The following is a 21,062-nucleotide window of genomic DNA, read 5'->3' on the forward strand; positions in this document are numbered from 1 at the left end:
GGAAAATTTCTGGAGTAACCTTTTGATTAAAAATAAATTATTTCCGTAGTATTAGGGCGTATTGACGTTTGAACGAGGGGATTTGAATGGCATGATAATTTGGTATCCTTATTTTCGCCAAAAAACTCGTAACCAGAACTATCATGCCAAGACCCATGTTATCAGACCCTGTGTGAGATAAGCTATTTGTATTCATGCAACAAAACCGGCTTGTCTACCATAAAAAAACGCATCGCCTAATTCTGGCAGGTATCCTTTTTCGAATGAGAACCGGGAGCCCTTGGCGGGAACTGCCTGTTGAATATGGGAAATGGAATACCGTTTTTAAGCGTTTTAATGCGCGGTCAAACAAAGGTGTTTTTGATTCATTATTCAAGGAATTAGCTAAAGATTCTGATACTGAATGGTTGTTCATTGATGACAGGATTGTCCGTGCTCATCAGCACAGTTCAGGCGCGGCTTCAAAGGAGAATGAAGCGATTGGGAAAAGCCGGGGAGGACTCGACTAAAATCCATTTGGCCGTAGACAGTTATGGTTTGCCTGTTCATTTTGAATTATCCGAGGGGCAAACTCACGACATTGTGCATGCAAAAAGTTTGGTGGCGCAATCACCGCCCCCGGACTTTGTCATCGCTGACAAGGGGTATGATAGTCAGGCATTCAGAAATGATATCGAAGAACAAGGGGCAACGTCGGTTATTCCCTACCGAAAAAATAACCGAAACTCGGATAAAAAGAGGGATAAGGGTTTATATCGTTATCGTCATTTAGTCGAAAATGCGTTATCTGGCTACCCATGTGGGTCGAATAAATGATGAATACAAAACGTCAACACGCCCTAGAAAGAAAGTCATGTTGATCATATTTAATGAATGACCAATGGTTACTTGGGTGATATTATTCGTCACTATTATTTTTATATAGTTTTATTAATATGTTAGCTTTGTTTACAAAATATCTCTCAATAGGGGTTATTAATACCGCTATCCATTGGGTATTGTTTACAGCAGTGCTGTACTTTTTTGGCGCGAGTCAAGCAATTAGTAATTTGGTTGGTTTTCTTGCTGCTGTGACATTCTCTTTTTATGCAAACGCTAAAATCACTTTCCAGAAAAAAGCTACTGGATGGAGATATTCTGCGTTTATTTCGTTTATGGGGTTAATGAGCTATATGACAGGAAGCCTAGCTGATGCAATGGATATGCAACCTATCGTAACATTGGTTTCGTTCTCTGCAACCAGTTTGATATTAGGTTTTATGTACTCAAAATTTTTAATATTCAGAGGAAAGGAATGATGAAAATATCATTGGTTGTTCCGGTCTTTAACGAAGAGGATGCGATACCGATTTTTTATAAAACGGTACGGGAATTTGGGGAATTAAAGCAGTACGAGGTTGAAATTGTCTTCATCAATGACGGCAGTAAAGATGCTACAGAATCTATTATCAATGCACTGGCAGTTTCTGACTCTCTTGTCATCCCATTATCGTTTACCCGAAACTTTGGCAAAGAGCCAGCTCTATTCGCTGGCCTTGACCATGCAACTGGTGATGCTGTAATCCCAATTGACGTTGATTTGCAGGATCCAATCGAAGTGATTCCACTCCTGATTGAGAAATGGCAGGCTGGTACGGATATGGTTCTGGCTAAACGCTCTGACCGTTCCACCGATAGCCGCATGAAGCGAAAGACCGCAGAATGGTTTTACAAACTGCATAATAAAATCAGTACGCCAAAGATTGAAGATAATGTTGGAGATTTCCGCCTGATGTCTCGCAATGTTGTAGATAACATAAAACTCATGCCAGAAAAAAACCTGTTTATGAAAGGAGTATTGAGTTGGGTTGGCGGACTTACCGATATTGTTGAATACACCAGAGCCGAGCGTGTGGCTGGAGATTCTAAATTCAATGGATGGAAGTTATGGAATCTAGCACTTGAGGGGATAACAAGCTTCTCGACATTCCCTTTGCGGATTTGGACATATCTTGGATTTTCGGTAGCTGCTCTTTCATTTTTCTACGGAGCATGGATGATTATAGATAAGTTGGTATGGGGTAACGCTGTTCGAGGATACCCATCTTTACTTGTTTCAATTCTGTTTTTGGGTGGAATTCAGTTGATTGGGATTGGCGCGCTTGGAGAATATATAGGAAGGATATATATAGAAACCAAAAATCGTCCTAGATATATTTTAAAGCATAAATAAAATTAATACTATTGAATATGGGGAGTAGTTTAATGAATTTCCATAAAAAAGAAAAAATTACAATTTATTTGTTTTTTGCATTATTGTTTATTGCAACGGTTATGTTCTTCATGACAATTCATCCAGTCACAATAATATCTGGAGATGACTGGGGCAATTTATCGCTAAACAGAGAGGCATATCCGCAATGGGGAGCAGCTAATCCAATAAAGGTAACTCCAGAGCTATTGTTTCCATGGATTGGTATGATATCCACTTACCTCATAATGCCATTTGGATTTGGATTTCTTGAGGCCATATCACATACAACTGCGATTTTCATATCATTTCTTGTATCTCTGTTTCTTTTGCAGTTATTTCTTTTAATGAGAGATAAACTAAAAGTTGGATTGTATAATAGTTTATTAATGGTTTCAGTATATTACCTTTGTATATTTGGTGCATTAAGAACATCAAGCGACAATCAAAGTTTATACCTGCTATGGGAGGTAAATATAACATGCTTTTATCACTATATAACTCCAGCCCTTATAAATTCCTCACTTGTTTTATATTTTATGAGGAATGAGGGATCTTTATCATATGATGATTTAAAAAAGAGAGGATACATATATGTTGGCTGGTTGATTCTTGCTTCATATATTTGTATATTTTCCAGTCTGTTCGCAAATGTTTTTTTTGCAGTATATTGCGGAGTATCGATACTGACTAGTTTTATTAAAAATTCGTATTCTCTAATTAAAACATTAAAAGAAAAACCATTTCATACATTTATTTTACTGCTCTGGCTTGTTTCTGTTGTCTATGAAATAAATGGCGGTAGAGCGCAATCTATAGGTAGCTCTGATCTTGATGTAAATGGAGCTGTCAATTTTTTTATCTCTCTAATTGAAAAAAGTCAACCTTTATTTATTGTTTTTATTTTAACTTTCCTTTTGCTTGGTGCTTTCTTTTTTTACAAAGAAAAAGAAAGAAAAGAAAATAATGATTTTAAGTATGCATTTCTGGTTTGTACAGTTTCTTGCGCTATAACTTTTGTTGCTTTGATTTTGATATGTGCAAGAGCTGGTGGTTATTATACATCTAGACCTGTGGTAATGTGGGGGGTATTTATGTACATCATTATATCTGCGCTCATCTCTATGGGATATCTGATAACAAATTATAAAATAATAAATTATGTCATGCCCATAATTATTATCTCGCTGATTAATAAAACAATATCACAAGATACATCACTGAAAGAATCAAATAACCTTGACTTAAAATACAATATAGCCCTAGCCATAAGTCAAAACATTATAGACCAGGTTGTATATGCAGATAAAAATAACATAAGGAAAATAAACCTAATTGTACCAAAGGGTGATAATAATGATAACTGGCCATTCCCTATATATGAAGGCCCTTCTATTAATCGAGTTCTAAAGATTTATGGAATAATTAGGAATGATATTGATATAACAGTTATTCCAGATGAATCATTGAATCATAAATTAGGAATACCATTTAGTTAAAAATACGGGTGAATAATATGTGCTCCTTTGTTTTATCCCCATAGTCATTGAAGATTCAGGATGGGATTCCACTTTGTATTTAATTGATACGCAATTGCAGGATTGATACGTAGACATTCAGCACCTAACCGTGCTGAATGTCTTTTTAAATTCTATATTTCAAAAAGAGAGGAATCTTAAATCCCATCCCCATTCTCGAATCCATTATTCATTCCGTTAAAATGCTGGTTCATATCCAGAGACGGCTTATCACTTTCCGGTTTACCAACAATCCGTGCGGGTACTCCTGCCACAGTGGTATGCGGCGGAACAGGTCTTAATACGACTGAACCCGCACCAATCTTCGCACCACGGCCAATTTCTATGTTGCCGAGAATTTTTGAACCCGCGCCAATCATTACTCCTTCACGCACTTTCGGGTGCCGATCTCCACACGCTTTACCTGTACCACCGAGTGTTACGGATTGCAGAATAGAAACATCATTCTCAACTACTGCGGTTTCACCGATGACAATTCCTGTTGCGTGGTCAAGCATGATGCCACAGCCAATTTTCGCCGCAGGATGGATATCTACGCCAAAAGAAACAGAAATCTGGTTTTGCATGTAAATCGCTAATGCTTTGCGATCTTGTTTCCACAGCCAATGTGCGATGCGATACGCTTGTAGCGCATGAAAACCTTTCAGATAAAGCAGAGGAGTGGAGTATTTGTCGACAGCAGGGTCCCGTAACCGGACAGCTTTAATATCACGAGCGGCCGATTCGATCATCTTTGGCTCACTGCTGTAAGCGTCTTCAACAACTTCCCTGACCGCAATCGCCGGCATAATCGGGGTCGCCAATTTGTTTGCGAGCATATAGCTCAAAGCACTGCCCAGGTTTTCATGTTTAAGTAATGTCGCGTGAAAAAAACTGGCTAACATAGGCTCACAATCTGCCAGCGCTCTCGCCTCATTTTTTATATTTTTCCAAACTTCATTCAGTTCTTCTTGAGACATATCAATCATTCTCATGTGATTGTTTTTCACCATCGCGAATGGATTCGCACCTGATTTATCCCAGAACTATGCCTTTCATCTTGGAGTTTATTGGACATATGCCGGAAAAAATATTTATGATGATTTTAATCTAATTAAGCGCGGGAACTTTCTCCTTCATCCCTTGTAGCTCTTCCCAATAATGCCTGAGCTGCTTCGATTACATTTTTATTGCGATATAATATCTGGTAAATTTGCTCCGTGATAGGCATTTCAACTCCAACCCGCTTGGCTAATGCCCGGACTTCTTTTGTATTACGATATCCTTCAACAACCTGTCCAATCTCACGCTGTGCAGCGTCAACATTGACTCCTTGCCCTAACCTCATACCAAAACGACGGTTACGGGATTGATTATCAGTACATGTCAACACTAAATCACCCAATCCTGCCATTCCCATAAATGTGGATGGGTCAGCCCCCAAAGCAGCACCAAGGCGACTCATTTCCGCTAATCCACGGGTAATCAATGCAGTGCGAGCATTAGCACCGAACCCCATGCCATCCGAAATCCCTGCACCAATGGCAATAACGTTCTTGATCGCCCCACCAAGTTGCACGCCAATAAAATCAGGGTTTTTGTATACCCGGAAGCTTTTGCCGCAATGGAAAAGCTGCTGGAGTTCTTCACCAAATTCAGGTGTTGTCGCTGATACGGCAATCGCTGTCGGTAAACCCGCTGCCAGTTCTTTCGCAAATGTCGGGCCAGAGACTACCGCCAATGGGATTTCATGACCTAATATCTCACGCGCCACCTCCTGCAATAAACGACCCGTTTCCGCTTCGAGGCCTTTAGTAGCCCAAACAATACGAGAATCTGGTTGTAAATGCGGTTTTATCTGCTGTAAGACATCGCCAAAAACATGGCTAGGAACCACAATCAGAATATTAAGGCTGGCTGAAACAGCACTTTTTAGATCGGCTTCAAGCTGTAAGCCATCAGGGAAAGAAACATCCGGTAAAAATACCTGATTACAACGGGCTTGCTGCAAGGCATGAATATGTGCGGGGTTATGGCCCCAAAGGACAACATCATGTCCATTACGGGCTAGTGTAATGGCTAAAGCGGTGCCGTATGAACCGGCACCGATTACTGTCATAGAAGCGGTATTCATTAGGCTTCCTGTATTGCCTCATCAGACTGAGAATCAGACTGCTGTTGCAAGTAATTCATGAACAAAGCATCAAAATTAACTGGTGCCAGGTTCAATTGTGGGAAAGTACCACGACCCACCAAGTTAGTGATGCACTCACGGGCATATGGGAACAAAATGTTCGGGCAATATGCACCTAAGCAGTGCGCCAGTTGAGTACCTTCAATACCATCAATAGAGAAAATACCAGCCTGCTGAACTTCGCACAAGAATGCGGTTTCTTCTCCTAGTGTCGCCGTGACAGTGACACGCAGAACAACTTCATAGACTCCCTGAACTAATTCATTGGAAGCGGTATCCAGATCTAATTTAACCTCTGGCTGCCATTCTTGTTGGAAAATTTGAGGTGCCTTAGGTGATTCGAAAGAAATGTCTTTCGTATATACACGTTGGATCTGGAAAGCCATTTCGGTGTTGTTTTGTTCTGACATAATAATTTTTACCTTTTGATACGTCCTTATTAAACCTTGATAATGTAAGTATACCCTTCATCTTTCAAGTTGCAGCTTTGTTGGCTATGCTCATTCAGCCTAGTCACATCGTTATCTATGCTCCCAGAGATTCACTCCCTTGCCGTCGCACTGCATCTGGAAATGTATTGGGTATATACTGCTTACATCTGCATTCGTTATTTCTTGCCTCGGGATAATGGTAGGTTTTCACCCGTCCACCCGGCAATTCCCTCTTTCAGGGTATAAACTTGTTCAAAGCCTGCCTTCACCAGATTCTCTGCCGGTGTTTTAGATTCCAGTCCATTCGCTGAGACTATGATCACAGGCTGCTTTTTATGTTTTTCCAATTCACCCAGATTATTCTCTTTAATCTCAGAGGGTGTCAGGTTAACAGAACCAATGATATGCCCTCTGCGGAAATCGTCACGAGAGCGTAAATCAACGACGATAGCATCTTCCTTATTGATTAAATGGATCACCTGTGCGCGAGTGATATCTTTACTCTTGGAGAATACACTTTTTACTGTCAGGACAATGACAGCCACCAACAGGGCAATCCAAACAAGGCTCAGGATCGTGTTCCGACTAATAAATTGCATGATTTCTTGCAGCATGGAGGGCAACAACTCCCATTAGTTAATAACAAAAATCTAAGGTAACAGAGTATACCTGTGTGTTGTGTCAATTACAGCCAATTAGCATCAACCTAATGCAGATTTTGCGGAGAGTTTCGAGAAAAAATAAAAAATCCTCATTAATCACTTGATTGTCATACATCATTAAAATATTTCATGTCAAACTGGACATATACGGGATCTTCGATAATAAATGAGCTAAGTTAACTAAAATTTATATTGTGGTTCAAAAAGATAAAAAAATAGACCATTCTCTGGTCAGAGGCAATTTCACATGAAATAATCGGGCGCGACAGACAGATGGATGTAGGCAAGCGCTATAAATCAAGCACTATACATATAGTAGAGCGTGGCAAGGTATTGAATCAAATGGCTGATAATAAGGATTCCAAAAGCTGTCCTCACCAGCAGAAACAGTGGCAACCAAGAAACAGTGTATTACTGTTCTGTGCCCTACTGTTTGCTTTTTTCTGCACGGGAGCCTTTGCCAATCAAATTTCAGAAAATAAAAACCAACTTAAAGATATTCAACAGAATATTGCCGAGAAAGAGAAAAGCGTCAAACAACAACAAAAACAACGTACAGAGCTCCTCAAGCAACTCAAGGAACAAGAGGGGACGATTTCAGAAGTCGGGCGTTCCCTCCACAGTACACAAGTCCACCTGAATAAACTGGGAAATGAAATTTCGTCATTGACGAAAGGTATTAACCATCTGCAAATACAGCAAAAAGAGCAGCGTAAGCTACTTGCCAGCCAATTAGATGCCGCATTCCGGCAAGGGAATCATCAGGGTTTAGAATTATTGTTTAATGGCCCAGAAACACAGCGTAAAGAACGTATACTGGCTTATTACAGCTATCTGAATCAGGCTCGTCAGGAAACTATCACTAAATTGCAAAAAACAACTGACAAACTTAACCAACAAAAAAAGCTGCAACAAGAAAAACTGAATGAACAGCAAACGGTACTCAGCAACCAAAAGCAACAAAAGCAAAAAATGGAAGTTGCCCGTTCTGCCCGGAAAAAAACACTGACTGTACTTGAATCTTCATTGAAGAAAGATCAACAAAGCCTGGCTGAGCTTCGGCAAAACGAAACTCGTCTGCGTAATAAAATTGCTAAAGCAGAACGGGAAGCCAAAGCCCGCGCTGAGCGTGAAGCGCGTGAGGCTGCACGTGTCCGTGCGCAAATAGCAGCCAAGCAGAAACAGGCTCAACAAAAAGGCTCCAGCTATAAACCTACAGAAGATGAACGCGCACTTATGGCGCGAACAGGTGGGCTTGGTCGCCCTGCCGGGCAAGCAATCTGGCCTGTGCGTGGGCGGGTTATTCACAGCTTTGGGGAAACAATACAAGGCGAGTTACGCTGGAAAGGCATGGTTATCTCCGCAGCCGAAGGCACGGAAGTTAAAGCAATTTCAGATGGCCGGGTATTACTGGCAGACTGGTTACAAGGCTATGGTCTGGTTGTCGTGCTTGAACACGGTAAAGGAGATATGAGTATTTATGGCTATAACCAAAGCCTGTTGGTTAGTGTTGGCCAGCAAGTCCGGGCAGGTCAGCCGATAGCTCTGGTTGGTAGCAGCGGCGGGCAACAGCACCCTTCATTATACTTTGAGATCCGCCGTCAGGGGCGTACCGTCAATCCATTACCGTGGTTAGGAAAATAAGAGAAGGACATAATTGTGCAATATCTATTAATAAAGTGCGTTCACTCATTCACTCTATTATTTGGGATATTGCGCTTTCGGATACCAAAGTTTTGGGTTCTGCTGTTTATCACTCTCTTGTTATTTACTCTGAATGCCCGTGCCGCACGCTTAGCCATTGTCATTGATGACTTTGGCTATCGTGTCTACAATGAAAATAAGATATTGCAGATGCCTGCTGCAATTTCCATCGCCGTACTTCCTGATTCTCCATATGGCAGAGAAATGGCGCAAAAAGCCTATAAGCAAGGTAGAGAGGTCTTGATCCATCTGCCAATGGCACCAATGAGTAAACAACCATTAGAAAAAAATACCCTGCATCCTGCCATGAGCAGTAAGGAAGTTGAAAACATTATTCACGATGCCATAAAAAAAGTTCCTCATGCGATTGGTGTGAACAACCATATGGGTAGCGCGATGACCTCCAATCTCGCTGGTATGAAAAAAGTGATGAATGCATTATCTCAATATCGTCTCTATTTTCTGGACAGCGTAACTATCGGTAATACTCAGGTCGCTAAAGCCTCAATGGGAACACCTGTACAAGTACTCCGCCGGAATATCTTCTTGGACGATGTACAAACAGAAGCAGAAGTGCTGCACCAACTCAACCGGGCTATTACTCTGGCTCGCAAACAAGGCTCTGCCATCGCCATCGGGCATCCTTACCCAACTACTATTCGGGCATTACAGCAAGGGTTAGCAACGTTGCCAGATGATATTGAACTGGTAACACCCAGTATGCTGCTCAATCATTCTCTAACCAGTAAACAAAACAACTCACAAATCAGCCCGCTCACCAAACAAAAATGCATGAAATCCGCTGAAATCAAATCGGTAACGGTATTAGAATCCAAATTGGATTATTTCAGGATAGTTGGGGAAACATTGGTTCCCAGTGTCATTGTCGATGTCTTAAATCAGGGGCTTGAAAAATTACAGAACTCCACATCAAAACAAGAGAAACGGCATAGCACGGGCCATTTGAGACCACAAAAAGATAAGATACGGGAAAATAAAACAGACGCTCATAAAAAGATGAGCGTCTGCCCTGATTTTTAGCAATCTATTTTGACAGCTTGCTTAAAATTTTGTCAGAAATTCAATTAATCCCAATTCAGAATAACTTTACCAGATTGCCCTGAGCGCATGATATCAAAGCCTTTCTGATAGTCATCTATCGGGAATTGGTGAGTAATAATTGGAGTTAAATCCAAACCGGACTGAATAAGTGTCGCCATTTTGTACCATGTTTCAAACATTTCACGTCCGTAAATGCCTTTGATAAACAGTCCCTTAAAAATGACCTGACTCCAATCGATCGCCATATCTGAAGGAGGTATACCCAATAAAGCGATACGCCCGCCATGATTCATCGTGTTCAATAAGGTACGGAATGCAGGCGGAGCACCAGACATCTCCAAACCAATATCAAAGCCTTCAGTCATGCCCAATTCTGACATAACATCCGTCAGGTTCTCCTTACTGACATTCACAGCACGAGTAACGCCAATTTTACGTGCTAAATCAAGACGGTATTCATTTACATCGGTGATCACAACATGACGTGCACCGACATGCTTACACACAGCCGCAGCCATGATACCGATAGGACCGGCACCCGATACCAGTACATCTTCTCCAACTAAATCAAAGGAGAGTGCAGTATGAACAGCGTTGCCAAATGGGTCAAAAATCGCAGCCAGTTCGTCCGAAATATTGTCTGGAATTTTAAAAGCATTGAATGCCGGAATAACTAAATACTCAGCAAATGAGCCAGCCCGGTTTACCCCAATTCCTGTTGTGTTACGGCACAAATGTGTGCGTCCACCACGACAATTGCGGCAATAACCACAGGTAATATGACCTTCACCAGATACACGATCGCCAATTTTGAATCCTTTGACTTCCTGACCAATTGCGACCACTTCTCCCACGTATTCATGCCCTACTACCATCGGCACAGGAATAGTCTTCTGAGACCAATCATCCCAGTTGTAAATGTGCACATCCGTTCCACAAATTGCCGTCTTACGGATTTTAATCATCACATCATTATGCCCCAGTTCCGGTGTAGGCACATCCGTCATCCAAATACCTTCTTCTGGCTTTAATTTTGACAACGCTTTCATAGTGATACCTTATGTAATGATATTCAACTGCTTACCGATACGTGTAAATGCAGCCACAACACGTTCAATTTGTTCTTCGGTATGAGCAGCAGAGATTTGGGTACGAATACGTGCTTGACCTTTAGGGACTACAGGGTAGAAGAAGCCAATCACATAAATGCCTTCTTTCAGCAGCTCAGAGGCAAATTCCTGCGCCAGCTTCGCATCCCCCAACATAACCGGAATAATGGCGTGATCTGCACCCACTAGTGTAAAACCCGCTGCCGTCATTTTTTCACGGAACAAGTTGGCATTTTTCCAGAGACGTTCACGCAATTCGTCTCCATCTTTCAACATATCCAATACCTTGATGGAGGCCGCAACAATAGCCGGAGCCAAAGAATTGGAAAATAGGTAAGGGCGTGAACGCTGACGCAACCATTCCACAACTTCTTTACGTGCGGCGGTATAACCACCGGACGCCCCACCTAACGCTTTACCGAGTGTGCCAGTGATGATATCAACACGCCCCATGACATCACAATATTCATGAGTACCACGGCCGTGCTTGCCAACAAACCCTACCGCATGAGAATCATCAACCATGACCATAGCACCAAATTCATCCGCCAAATCACAGATAGATTTCAGATCCGCAATGACACCATCCATTGAGAACACACCATCAGTTGCGATCAGGATATTCTGAGCATCTCCTGCTTTCGCTTTCTCCAACTGTGCTCTTAATTCTTGCATGTCATTATTGGCATAACGATAACGTTTTGCTTTACATAGGCGAATACCATCAATAATAGAAGCGTGGTTCAGTGCATCTGAAATAATGGCGTCTTCTGGACCGAATAATGTTTCAAACAGCCCCCCATTAGCATCAAAACATGAGGAATACAGAATAGCATCTTCCATGCCCAAAAATTCAGCTATTTTATTTTCTAATTCTTTATGGGTGTCTTGCGTACCACAAATAAAACGTACGGATGCCATACCAAATCCATGACTATCCATTCCTGCTTTTGCGGCAGCGATCAGGTCAGGGTGATTAGCCAACCCTAAGTAGTTATTGGCACAGAAATTAATGACGTTGTTGCCATCCGCAACAGCAATATCGGCATTTTGCGCAGAAGTAATAATACGTTCACTTTTGAATAGCCCTTCCGCACGGGTTTGTTCCAACTGATCATTAATTTTCTGATAAAACGACGCTGACATTATTTCTCTCCTGATTACCTGGATAAGTGAAAGGTATGGTGTATTTTACTTATAGATCCTGACAGTGACGACACAGCCAGAAAGATAATATCAACTTTGTAAAGCTGATCACGGCCTTGAGACTGCGATGCAGCAGGATTTCAGGATATTCCCCTATTTCACCTGCTGTCGTTAGTAGGGTTAAGTGATATGATACGCATTAAAATAAAGTGAACTGACTAGTTAGAGGTGGGCCAAATGATTATTGTCACTGGCGGCGCAGGGTTTATTGGCAGCAATATTGTCAAGGCACTGAATGACGAAGGTTATAAGGATATTCTGGTTGTTGATAATCTGAAAGACGGTACAAAGTTCGTTAATCTGGTTGATTTAGATATCAGCGATTATATGGATAAGGAAGATTTCATTGCCAGTATCGTTGCAGGTGATGATTTGGGCGATATTGATGCCATTTTCCATGAAGGTGCTTGTTCATCCACAACCGAATGGGATGGCAAGTATATGATGGACAATAACTATCAGTACTCTAAAGATGTATTGCATTACTGCCTCGATCGTCAGATCCCATTCCTATACGCCTCTTCTGCCGCAACTTATGGTGGGCGCAGTGATAATTTCATTGAAGAACGCCAGTATGAGAAACCTCTCAATGTTTACGGCTACTCAAAATTTCTTTTTGATCAGTATGTTCGCGATATTTTGCCACATGCCGATTCTCAAATTTGCGGCTTCCGTTATTTCAATGTATACGGGCCACGTGAAGGACATAAAGGCAGTATGGCCAGTGTCGCCTACCATTTAAACACCCAGATCCACCAAGGCCAGAACCCGAAATTATTTGCAGGCAGCGAACATTTCCAACGCGATTTTATTTATGTTGGCGACGTTGCAGCAGTAAACCTGTGGTTCTGGAAAAATAGTGTTTCCGGCATTTTTAACTGTGGTACAGGCCGAGCTGAATCTTTCCAGGCGGTTGCTGACGCTGTTACTGAATTCCATAAGGAAAAATCTCCTGCTGTAGAATACATTGAATTTCCAGAAAAGCTAAAAGGTCGCTATCAGAGCTTTACTCAGGCTGATCTGACAAAACTTCGCGCAGCAGGTTATGACAACGCATTCAAAACCGTTGCTGAAGGCGTTACTGAATATATGCAATGGCTCAATCAGGATAATTAATCGACTTCTATGAAGATATTGGTGATCGGCCCATCGTGGGTGGGTGACATGATGATGTCGCAAAGCCTCTACCGCACCTTGAAGGTTTTGTACCCAAATGCAGAAATTGATGTGATGGCACCAGCGTGGTGCCGCCCGTTACTGGCAAAGATGCCGGAAGTTAATCAGGCGCTGGCAATGCCGCTGGGACACGGAGCGCTTGCGCTTGGTGAACGTCGTCGTTTAGGACTGGCACTGCGTGAAAGTGAATATGATCACGCTTACGTACTCCCCAACTCCTTCAAATCTGCTTTGGTGCCTTTCTTTGCCAATATCCCTCTGCGTACAGGCTGGCGTGGTGAAATGCGCTATGGTTTCCTGAATGATATCCGCGTCCTGAATAAAAGTGCCTTTCCACTCATGGTTCAGCGCTATGTTGCTCTCGCCTATGACAGGAAAACTGTACACAGTGCTGAAGATCTTTCCCAACCCCTGCTATGGCCTCAGTTAGCTGTCAGTGACGAAGACATTGCTGAATCAACAACAGCCTTTAACATCGCCGATCATCGCCCGATTATCGGTTTTTGCCCCGGTGCGGAGTTTGGCCCGGCTAAACGTTGGCCACATTATCATTACGCCGCATTGGCTGAACAGTTAATTACTCAAAAGGGTTATCAAATATTGTTATTTGGTTCAGCTAAGGATAATGAAGCTGGTGAAGATATCCGTGCACTTCTAAGTGAAGATGCACGGGAAAACTGTCTTAATCTCGCAGGACAAACTTCCCTTGAACAGGCAGTCAATATTATCGCAGCGTGTGATGCCATTGTTACAAATGACTCAGGTTTGATGCATATCGCAGCAGCTCTGAACCGCCCTCTGGTGGCATTATATGGGCCAAGTAGCCCTGACTTCACTCCTCCACTATCGGACAAAGCCGAAGTAATCCGTCTGATTACGGGTTTTCATAAAATCAGGAAAGGTGACAGCGCAGGTGGTTATCATCAGAGTCTTATTGATATTCAACCAGAACAGGTTTTAGCCTCATTGGAAAAACTTTTACAGACGGAGAACCAGAGTTAATGCGTGTTTTACTGGTAAAAACGTCTTCAATGGGCGATGTGTTACATACTCTACCTGCACTGACAGATGCCATGCAGTACATACCGGTTATTCAATTTGATTGGGTCGTTGAAGAGGGATTCGCCCAAATACCCACATGGCACAGTGCAGTTGAAAATGTTATCCCTGTTGCCATTCGTCGCTGGAGAAAAAATTGGTTCAGGAAAGATATCCGTGAAGAACGCGCACGTTTCAGGGAACAGTTACAGCAACGAAAATATGATGTAATTATTGATGCTCAAGGGCTGTTAAAAAGTGCTTTTTTAGTGACACGCCTAGCCCATGGTCCAAAACATGGCTATGACAAAAAAAGCATTCGTGAGCCACTCGCCAGCTTTTTCTACGATCAACACCATTCTGTGAGCAAACAGCAACATGCTGTAGAACGAATTCGTGCATTGTTTGCAGAGAGTCTTGGTTATCAAAAGCCTACAGAAACAGGTGATTATTCTATCGCCCGCCACTTTCTGAACCAACAATCAGAAAATGGAAATGATTATCTGGTATTCCTGCATGCCACCACTCGTGATGAGAAACATTGGCCAGAAAACCATTGGCGCCAACTGATCGCAGAGATTCAACCAACGGGTATGCGCATCAAGCTCCCCTGGGGAACTGAATATGAATATCAGCGGGCATTACGGCTGGCAGATGGTTTTCCTCATGTTGATGTGTTACCAAAATTAACATTAGCAGAAGTCGCACAAGTTCTTGCTGGCACAAAAGCGGTGGTATCTGTTGATACAGGATTAAGCCATCTCACTGCCGCCCTGGATCGTCCAAATATTACGCTGTTTGGCCCGACAGATCCTGGCTTGATTGGCGGGTATGGAAAAGAACAGCATACCTTAAAATCAGTGGATAATACGATGCAGAGTATTACTCCGGCAGAAGTCATGCTGTTCTTGCAAAAGATATTAAATAAGAACCTTGCCTAGTGGGAAGGTCTCACACCAGCGGCTTTTATATTCAAGAGTAGGATTACCCAACGAATAACGCATAGTCTTATCTGCTGCCTGACATAATGCTTTTGCTGACTGGATATTAACCCACATCAAAATGCTACCAACACTGAGATGTGCATACTCAGGATCATATCCTCCATTAATAGCATCAAATGAAATCCATTTAGGACTATCGGCACGTAATACAAAATCATACGCACAAGGTGAACCATTAATAAGTAACACGTAACCAAATATATGCTCTCGAAGCTCTGTGTATATCTCAAGCAAACGCTGACGTTCTTTTGGCGAATGACGATAATTCCAACGCTTTTGGTATAAATTGATGTAAATATCAACCAATTCTTCAGCGCTGAATTCACTTGAAAGACGAATTTCTCCGCCTGCGCGAGTGAATTTGTTTATCTCATTCTTGCGGTTGCGGCGGGTTTTGTAGGAGAAATTCTCTTTAATCAGGCAGATTTGACGCTTACTAAAAGGAGGCTTATAGCTGGCATTTATAAAATTATTTTTATGAATAGGAGATAATCTCTTTGATTTTATAGGTAAAAATAACTTCGCATCGGCTGCGATAGGGAAAATCACTTCATCATAAGGCAGTGGATAGGTGCCCTGGATTTTTTCTACTAATTTTTGGTTTTTAACAAAGAAGCAAGCTCCCTTAACGGCAGTGCCTTTTTCTTTAAAATAGAAGGAGAGCGGGTTACCTTCAATATGCCTATTTAAAAAAGAGACGATGTTGGGATGTGTTAATACACAACCGCCAAAAAGAGCGTGAACTTCTTTATATTGTTCGAAATTACATTTTTTCCATCCCCAAAAAAATGATTTTACTTTTTCCATATCCTATTCCATAAAATGGCTTTTTAATATTAAGTTAATTTTTTTACAACTTTATAAAAAAATATTTTTTATTTCCAATAATAGTTATGACCGTTAATTATAAAAATGCATTATTTTTATAGTCATAAAATTCCGACAATGTCATACCATGAACCCGTGGTTTCAAGAATTCAAACAATTCTTCTAAGTCTTGATAAAGCAACTCAATTTTTTCTTCCGTCTGAAAAGTCGGGCTTCCTCCCGGCATAAACTCGGATGAATGCAGCATAAATTCAACATAATCATTACCAGATGCCAAAGTTTGCCGAACGACAGCTTTCATTTGTTTCAAATTCCCACCTTTTGGGCGTAACCAATTAACCGATGGAGAACGTTGCTTGCCTCGCAAATGATCATATTTTTGTTTAATAAAATTCATGATCGGAGAATGCTTATGCTGAATACTCATTGGCACTTGTAATAAAGAAGAGTTGCCTTCTTTAGCAATATTCTGCAAATTCATAAAATAAGCATGAGATGGAAAACGGCTATAATCTGTTCCGCCATTTCCATTCGGATCTCCCTTGGTAAAACGCCAGTTAACTTTCGGAGTAACAGAACAATCTACCTGATAACCATACTCGACCAATAATTGCGCATAATATTCGTTAAATGCCCAGCGTCCAGCACGGTGACTCAGCATCTTAGTCTGAAGTTTTTCTTCAAGAAGATTTGTCATTAAATCAATTTTTGCCTTTATCTGATTTTTAGGATATTCAATCAGATAAGGCTTATAGCACATATCATCATCAGTCAGAGGAATAATAGGTGGATTGTTCCAGGCATGCAAATGCATACCGATTTCACCTGTGTTTCTGGCAATGACATCCTTAGCAAATTCGATATAGCTATCATCTATCGCCATTTCATAGTTTGTTAGCCAGACGGGTTTGAATCCAAAACGTTCACAAAGGCTTTGGAACCTGGGCAGATATTGAGTATTTTCGGTAGAAATTTTATCGCTATTTTGCCAAAGGTTATCACCTTCAGTATCAATTGTGATGATGAATGCTGGTTTGGTCATAAGAAAGATACCTTATTACAGAAATATGAAATATTATTACTCAGTAAAAGTATACAAGGACAAAAAGACATCTATCTTTTCTAAGATAACCTCTAGAGGCATTTCACTGATTTTGCTATTAATATTTTTCTGAACTAATTGGATAGCGTTTTTATTTCCCGGTCCCCATACATCATTATTGATATAATTTCCATGCTTATCATTACCATATAGTGCGATTGTATTTTTCTCATATGCAGCAGCAACATGTACAATTGAGGTATCTGGCGAAATAATCAAATCAGCATATTTTATTATTTCTACAGCACTGAGAAAATCGCAAAATGGGTTGAAAATACAGTTATCTAAATATGAAATCATACTTATTTTTTCAGGACTACCAATCAATATAATATTGACTGACTGATATGAATAACCAATATGAGAAGTTATTCCAATCAATTGTTCTTTAGAAATATTTCTCCTTTCATCAGCAGCAAAGGGATTAATGACAACAGTTACCGCTCCTGGCAAACGAGAGTAAAAATCACGCACTTTATCCTTGATACCATCAGGAACATATATGTCATACTGCATATTATAATTATAAATCTCCATATGATTCATCAAAGATTTATATCTTTCTGTAATATGTAAATTATAACCTAAATAAGTTATGTTTTTGTTATAAATATTTATTTTATCTTTATTAAACCCAATTACATGATTAGAATTAATTAGTCTTATAAACAAAAGATAGATAACAGGAATTTGATCACCCATATCAATAATAAGATCATACTTTTCCTGTTTCAATTTCAATCCTAACTTAAGTATATCTGTATTTTTATCAGGATAGAAATATACCTTATCTATATGTGGATTATTTTCTATCACACAATAATTAGTTCGGCCTGATAATACATGTAATTCATAACCTTGCTGAGACAATGCTTTTAAAACTGGTGTGGATACAATCATGTCACCAATTTTATTATCATCTCGTAAAAAAAGAACCTTTTTGACACCTATAAGAGAAAATTCTCTTTTTTTCCATTTATCAATAAATATTTTACCTATACTAAACCTTATTTTTTTGAAAAAATAATTTTTTCTTCTATTTATTTCACGTAATTTTTTAAATTTTTTTTCAGTCATTAGAACATCTCAAAGGATAACATCAAAAATTTTACTGCTTTATCAAGGAAAAATACTCATCAAGTACAATATCCAAATCAAATTTCTTATACATTTTTTCCGTAATTAAAGGGGGATTCTGATAAACCAAACGCATTTTTTCTGCCAATGATTCTGAAGTAAGTTCTGATTTATATTGTTCTAATTCCCCCACCATAATTTCACTGATTCCACCAGGACAATCTGTGCTGACAACTGGAGTCTGACAGATCAACGCCTCAATTAATACATTACCTAATCCTTCACTATCTGAACTCAGAACAACAGCTTTAGCTTCACGTATTACGGGTAAAGGATTTGTTAAAAACCCAATTAGCTTAACTCTGGATTGTAAACCAAGTTCCACAATTTTCTGTTTAATTTTATCAGTCATTTCTTCATCGCCATGACCAGCAATTAATAAGTTGCAAGGAATAGCAGCCATGGCAAATGCTTCTAACAAGCGATCATGACGTTTCACCTCGTGAAATCGTCCAAGATGGAGAATATAATTTTGACCTGAATATGGATTGTTTTCTAAGGAATTCAATTTAATTTCAGTTATGTTGAATGGGTTGTAAATAGTGACCATTCTTCTGGCAGCAACAGATAGATTTTCCTGTAAATCCAAGCCAACTGCATCAGAAACACAAATTAAATTACGATTCTGATAAACACGCTGGATTTTATGCTTTTTAAGCCAACGTGCCAGACCTGTTTTATTTTCGAGGTAAGATTTAGAAAATACACCATGAATACAAAACCATACATTCAAATTTTCTAATACTTTAGACCTTGCAACTATACGATCGGTTTTGTGTAAATTGGATATTACCAGCGCAGGAATTCCTTTTTGCCGCAAGATTTTTTCCAAAACCTTATCCATTGATTTCGCTCTACGAAAAATTTCAGTCTGTCTTCTAAAAGGACCTGCATACTTATCAGCATCAATAACCAAATCAACATGTTCAGGAATCGAATATTCGCATTTATCAGACAATGATAATAATGTGATATCAAAGCCCCTCTGTTGCAATCCACGGCACAGGCGAACTACGACATTTTCAGCACCACCACCCGGCAATCCATCAATGATAAACAGGATATGCCCTTTCATAAAGAAAGCACCTTGCTATACAGTTCAGTAAGCTGCTGAGATAAATAAGCCGGAGTATAACCCGTTATCTTTTCTTTTGCTGACATAGCGATCTTACTGGTCAAATGATCCGAAGGTATTAAGGAAATTCTTTCAGATAATCCCGTTATATCCAAAGCATCACAGACAAAGCCATTTACTCCCGAATCAATGAACTCAGCTCCTCCACAGGTTTTACTGGTTATAACTGGTAAGCGACATGCCATTGCTTCCAGTATGACATTCGGGAAAGGATCATATAATGTCGGTAGTAATAAACCATCAGCCATTTGATAAAATGGCAGCGTCTTTTTTTGTACACCTAGAAACCTAATGCGAGTATAGCAACCAAGAGAATGAGCAAGTTGTTTATATTTATTTTCTTCCTTGTCCTGCCCGATCACCAATAGATACGCTTCCGTCTTACTAATTGCTTTAATTGCGGCTTTCAGCCCTTTTCTTTCAAAACCTGACCCAACATATACCAGACATTTAGCTCGTGCTGGGATGGCATATTGCTGTCGCAACACAATTCGTTCCTCTTCTCCGGCAGGAAAAAACTGTGACTGGTCAATAGCATTATAAATCACAGAAATTTTCTCTTCTGGTAGCTCAAAATCTTCCATAACTTCCTGTTTGACCATCTCAGAGTTACAGATAACTTTCTTCAACTCTGGAGACAAATACATTCTCTTCTCCGCATCCATGACATAACGATGGTAACGGCTGACAAAAAGCAGTTTACTTTTCCAAGCTGGCAGGATTCTTGATCTTTGCTGCAACCACCGCTGATGTACGCCATCACCAGCCCGATAAATATCACATCCCGCTATTCGTTCATGACTTTGGACGATATCGAATTGTTCCTTTTGCCAAAGAGTTCTGGATGCATCAGCAAACCCCTTCTCACGGCTAATGCGTCCCCATTTCAACGGATTGGCCAAGTGCACATGCCAGTTTGGATTTATGCTTCCCTGCCAAGAGCGGGTAATAACATTTAATTGTAGATTTTCATTACCCAATGCTTCTAAAGCTCTGGAAATGAAACGTTCAGCACCACCATCAGGGCGATATTTTTGCCGAACAATGGCAAGACGAACAGGTTTCATGATAAATATCTCCGAGCCGTTTTAATCACAACATCTGTCGGGATCAAACTTAAATAGCGATTATCTGTTTTAATATCAATTTCATCAGGGTCCGGTAATTTACCGTAATTTCCTGCCCAGATCACTTCCCCATTGCCCTGACATGGGCGCCAAAAGATCATCTTAGATGGCCCCATTAACGCAATACAAAGTGTTTTTAATGCAGCAGCCATAGGCACAGGAACAGAATCAACGCCAATAATTTTAGGGAATCCAATCCTATAAGTTGTACAGAACCTGTAACAGAATCTGTAAATAGAGAAATCAAAGCGCTACTTCACTGATAGGCTAAATTAATGACCAGATCGTATCTTCGATTTCCAATACTTGCCATAAAATAGGCATACTCTTTTTAAGGAAATACGAACAACTTATCTGCATTTTGCACACTTTCTTCAAGCCAATGTGATACTATAGCCGC

19 protein-coding genes and 2 pseudogenes are annotated in these 21,062 nt (G+C 40.4%); 9 read left to right on the plus strand and 12 right to left on the minus strand.

The features are described from left to right. Window positions 1-194 precede the first annotated feature (194 nt). From Xind_RS25120 to Xind_RS25135, 4 genes and pseudogenes are all read left to right on the plus strand, one after another. Window positions 195-789 (plus strand): annotated as a pseudogene (locus Xind_RS25120) (IS5 family transposase); the annotation flags it as partial. A 146-nt stretch (window positions 790-935) separates the two neighbouring features. Continuing rightward, window positions 936-1,298 (plus strand): GtrA family protein, encoded by a 363-nt coding sequence (locus tag Xind_RS25125; RefSeq protein WP_187650008.1) that lies wholly within the window; start codon window positions 936-938, stop codon window positions 1,296-1,298. Continuing rightward, window positions 1,298-2,212 carry a glycosyltransferase family 2 protein gene (locus tag Xind_RS25130; RefSeq protein ID WP_187650056.1) on the plus strand — a complete coding sequence of 305 codons (915 nt, stop codon included), beginning with the start codon at window positions 1,298-1,300 and terminating at the stop codon, window positions 2,210-2,212. The genes Xind_RS25125 and Xind_RS25130 overlap by 1 nt, the downstream gene beginning before the upstream one ends. 32 nt (window positions 2,213-2,244) lie before the next feature. Next, complete coding sequence (locus Xind_RS25135) at window positions 2,245-3,729, plus strand: hypothetical protein (RefSeq protein WP_187650009.1); 1,485 nt, start codon at window positions 2,245-2,247, stop codon at window positions 3,727-3,729. Between the two features lie 176 nt (window positions 3,730-3,905). Here the strand turns inward: Xind_RS25135 and cysE are convergent, their stop codons facing one another. The 4 genes from cysE to Xind_RS25155 all read right to left on the minus strand — a co-directional run bounded on the left by cysE (window position 3,906) and on the right by Xind_RS25155 (window position 6,986). Continuing rightward, window positions 3,906-4,727: a serine O-acetyltransferase gene (cysE, locus tag Xind_RS25140; RefSeq protein WP_099136550.1), complete on the minus strand. Its 822-nt coding sequence runs from the start codon at window positions 4,725-4,727 to the stop codon at window positions 3,906-3,908. A 134-nt stretch (window positions 4,728-4,861) separates the two neighbouring features. Further along, window positions 4,862-5,881: an NAD(P)H-dependent glycerol-3-phosphate dehydrogenase gene (gene gpsA, locus Xind_RS25145; RefSeq protein WP_187650010.1), complete on the minus strand. Its 1,020-nt coding sequence runs from the start codon at window positions 5,879-5,881 to the stop codon at window positions 4,862-4,864. Then, window positions 5,881-6,351, minus strand: a complete 471-nt coding sequence (gene secB, locus Xind_RS25150) for a protein-export chaperone SecB (protein ID WP_187650011.1) — start codon at window positions 6,349-6,351, stop codon at window positions 5,881-5,883. The genes gpsA and secB overlap by 1 nt, the downstream gene beginning before the upstream one ends. 197 nt (window positions 6,352-6,548) lie before the next feature. After that, window positions 6,549-6,986, minus strand: coding sequence for a rhodanese-like domain-containing protein (locus tag Xind_RS25155; protein ID WP_047682729.1), 438 nt, complete (start codon window positions 6,984-6,986; stop codon window positions 6,549-6,551). A 390-nt stretch (window positions 6,987-7,376) separates the two neighbouring features. On the opposite strand from Xind_RS25155, the gene envC reads away from it, so the two are divergent. Together envC and Xind_RS25165 are read left to right on the plus strand one after the other, a co-directional pair. Continuing rightward, on the plus strand, window positions 7,377-8,678 hold the full coding sequence (gene envC / locus Xind_RS25160) for a murein hydrolase activator EnvC (protein WP_187650012.1): 1,302 nt from the start codon (window positions 7,377-7,379) through the stop codon (window positions 8,676-8,678). A gap of 117 nt (window positions 8,679-8,795) precedes the next feature. Then, window positions 8,796-9,779: a divergent polysaccharide deacetylase family protein gene (locus Xind_RS25165; protein ID WP_338114347.1), complete on the plus strand. Its 984-nt coding sequence runs from the start codon at window positions 8,796-8,798 to the stop codon at window positions 9,777-9,779. A gap of 44 nt (window positions 9,780-9,823) precedes the next feature. Here Xind_RS25165 and tdh read toward each other — a convergent pair whose 3' ends face one another. Both tdh and kbl read right to left on the minus strand, forming a co-directional pair. Continuing rightward, on the minus strand, window positions 9,824-10,849 hold the full coding sequence (gene tdh, locus Xind_RS25170; protein ID WP_187650013.1) for an L-threonine 3-dehydrogenase: 1,026 nt from the start codon (window positions 10,847-10,849) through the stop codon (window positions 9,824-9,826). A 9-nt stretch (window positions 10,850-10,858) separates the two neighbouring features. Then, complete coding sequence (gene kbl / locus Xind_RS25175; protein ID WP_187650014.1) at window positions 10,859-12,055, minus strand: glycine C-acetyltransferase; 1,197 nt, start codon at window positions 12,053-12,055, stop codon at window positions 10,859-10,861. A gap of 237 nt (window positions 12,056-12,292) precedes the next feature. Here kbl and rfaD point away from each other — a divergent pair, with 237 nt between their 5' ends. The 3 genes from rfaD to rfaC are packed head-to-tail and all read left to right on the plus strand — an operon-like array spanning window position 12,293 to window position 15,270. Beyond that, a complete protein-coding gene (gene rfaD, locus Xind_RS25180; protein WP_187650015.1) occupies window positions 12,293-13,231 on the plus strand; it encodes an ADP-glyceromanno-heptose 6-epimerase in 939 nt (312 codons plus the stop codon). 9 nt (window positions 13,232-13,240) lie between these two features. After that, the gene (gene rfaF / locus Xind_RS25185) at window positions 13,241-14,293 is read left to right on the plus strand and encodes an ADP-heptose--LPS heptosyltransferase RfaF (protein ID WP_187650016.1); all 1,053 of its coding nucleotides are present in this window, start codon (window positions 13,241-13,243) and stop codon (window positions 14,291-14,293) included. Next, window positions 14,293-15,270 carry a lipopolysaccharide heptosyltransferase RfaC gene (gene rfaC, locus Xind_RS25190; RefSeq protein ID WP_187650017.1) on the plus strand — a complete coding sequence of 326 codons (978 nt, stop codon included), beginning with the start codon at window positions 14,293-14,295 and terminating at the stop codon, window positions 15,268-15,270. Before rfaF ends, rfaC begins: the two co-directional genes overlap by 1 nt. Here rfaC and Xind_RS25195 read toward each other — a convergent pair. The 6 genes and pseudogenes from Xind_RS25195 to Xind_RS25220 all read right to left on the minus strand — a co-directional run. Then, complete coding sequence (locus tag Xind_RS25195) at window positions 15,250-16,140, minus strand: GNAT family N-acetyltransferase (protein WP_187650018.1); 891 nt, start codon at window positions 16,138-16,140, stop codon at window positions 15,250-15,252. The genes rfaC and Xind_RS25195 overlap by 21 nt on opposite strands. A gap of 97 nt (window positions 16,141-16,237) precedes the next feature. After that, on the minus strand, window positions 16,238-17,203 hold the full coding sequence (locus Xind_RS25200) for a polysaccharide deacetylase family protein (RefSeq protein ID WP_187650019.1): 966 nt from the start codon (window positions 17,201-17,203) through the stop codon (window positions 16,238-16,240). Window positions 17,204-17,239: 36 nt separating this feature from the next. Next, entirely contained in the window at window positions 17,240-18,340 is a 1,101-nt protein-coding gene (locus tag Xind_RS25205) for a glycosyltransferase family 9 protein (protein WP_246432508.1), read from the minus strand. 31 nt (window positions 18,341-18,371) lie between these two features. Then, on the minus strand, window positions 18,372-19,475 hold the full coding sequence (locus tag Xind_RS25210) for a glycosyltransferase (protein WP_187650020.1): 1,104 nt from the start codon (window positions 19,473-19,475) through the stop codon (window positions 18,372-18,374). Next, a complete protein-coding gene (locus Xind_RS25215) occupies window positions 19,472-20,602 on the minus strand; it encodes a glycosyltransferase family 4 protein (RefSeq protein WP_187650021.1) in 1,131 nt (376 codons plus the stop codon). Before Xind_RS25215 ends, Xind_RS25210 begins: the two co-directional genes overlap by 4 nt. Continuing rightward, window positions 20,599-20,841: pseudogene (locus Xind_RS25220) on the minus strand (glycosyltransferase family 9 protein); the annotation flags it as partial. The gene Xind_RS25215 and the pseudogene Xind_RS25220, both read right to left, overlap by 4 nt. Between the last annotated feature and the right edge of the window lie 221 nt (window positions 20,842-21,062).

It is taken from the genome of Xenorhabdus indica, assembly GCF_014467235.1.
Taxonomy (GTDB): domain Bacteria; phylum Pseudomonadota; class Gammaproteobacteria; order Enterobacterales; family Enterobacteriaceae; genus Xenorhabdus; species Xenorhabdus indica.

Bases quoted from the DNA above. Each gene is read 5' to 3' on its own strand.
- Xind_RS25125 (WP_187650008.1), top strand. From the start codon at position 936: ATGTTAGCTTTGTTTACAAAATATCTCTCAATAGGGGTTATTAATACC.
- Xind_RS25130 (WP_187650056.1), top strand. From the start codon at position 1,298: ATGAAAATATCATTGGTTGTTCCGGTCTTTAACGAAGAGGATGCGATA.
- Xind_RS25135 (WP_187650009.1), top strand. From the start codon at position 2,245: ATGAATTTCCATAAAAAAGAAAAAATTACAATTTATTTGTTTTTTGCA.
- cysE (WP_099136550.1), bottom strand. From the start codon at position 4,727: ATGTCTCAAGAAGAACTGAATGAAGTTTGGAAAAATATAAAAAATGAG.
- gpsA (WP_187650010.1), bottom strand. From the start codon at position 5,881: ATGAATACCGCTTCTATGACAGTAATCGGTGCCGGTTCATACGGCACC.
- secB (WP_187650011.1), bottom strand. From the start codon at position 6,351: ATGTCAGAACAAAACAACACCGAAATGGCTTTCCAGATCCAACGTGTA.
- Xind_RS25155 (WP_047682729.1), bottom strand. From the start codon at position 6,986: ATGCTGCAAGAAATCATGCAATTTATTAGTCGGAACACGATCCTGAGC.
- envC (WP_187650012.1), top strand. From the start codon at position 7,377: ATGGCTGATAATAAGGATTCCAAAAGCTGTCCTCACCAGCAGAAACAG.
- tdh (WP_187650013.1), bottom strand. From the start codon at position 10,849: ATGAAAGCGTTGTCAAAATTAAAGCCAGAAGAAGGTATTTGGATGACG.
- kbl (WP_187650014.1), bottom strand. From the start codon at position 12,055: ATGTCAGCGTCGTTTTATCAGAAAATTAATGATCAGTTGGAACAAACC.
- rfaD (WP_187650015.1), top strand. From the start codon at position 12,293: ATGATTATTGTCACTGGCGGCGCAGGGTTTATTGGCAGCAATATTGTC.
- rfaF (WP_187650016.1), top strand. From the start codon at position 13,241: ATGAAGATATTGGTGATCGGCCCATCGTGGGTGGGTGACATGATGATG.
- rfaC (WP_187650017.1), top strand. From the start codon at position 14,293: ATGCGTGTTTTACTGGTAAAAACGTCTTCAATGGGCGATGTGTTACAT.
- Xind_RS25195 (WP_187650018.1), bottom strand. From the start codon at position 16,140: ATGGAAAAAGTAAAATCATTTTTTTGGGGATGGAAAAAATGTAATTTC.
- Xind_RS25200 (WP_187650019.1), bottom strand. From the start codon at position 17,203: ATGACCAAACCAGCATTCATCATCACAATTGATACTGAAGGTGATAAC.
- Xind_RS25205 (WP_246432508.1), bottom strand. From the start codon at position 18,340: ATGACTGAAAAAAAATTTAAAAAATTACGTGAAATAAATAGAAGAAAA.
- Xind_RS25210 (WP_187650020.1), bottom strand. From the start codon at position 19,475: ATGAAAGGGCATATCCTGTTTATCATTGATGGATTGCCGGGTGGTGGT.
- Xind_RS25215 (WP_187650021.1), bottom strand. From the start codon at position 20,602: ATGAAACCTGTTCGTCTTGCCATTGTTCGGCAAAAATATCGCCCTGAT.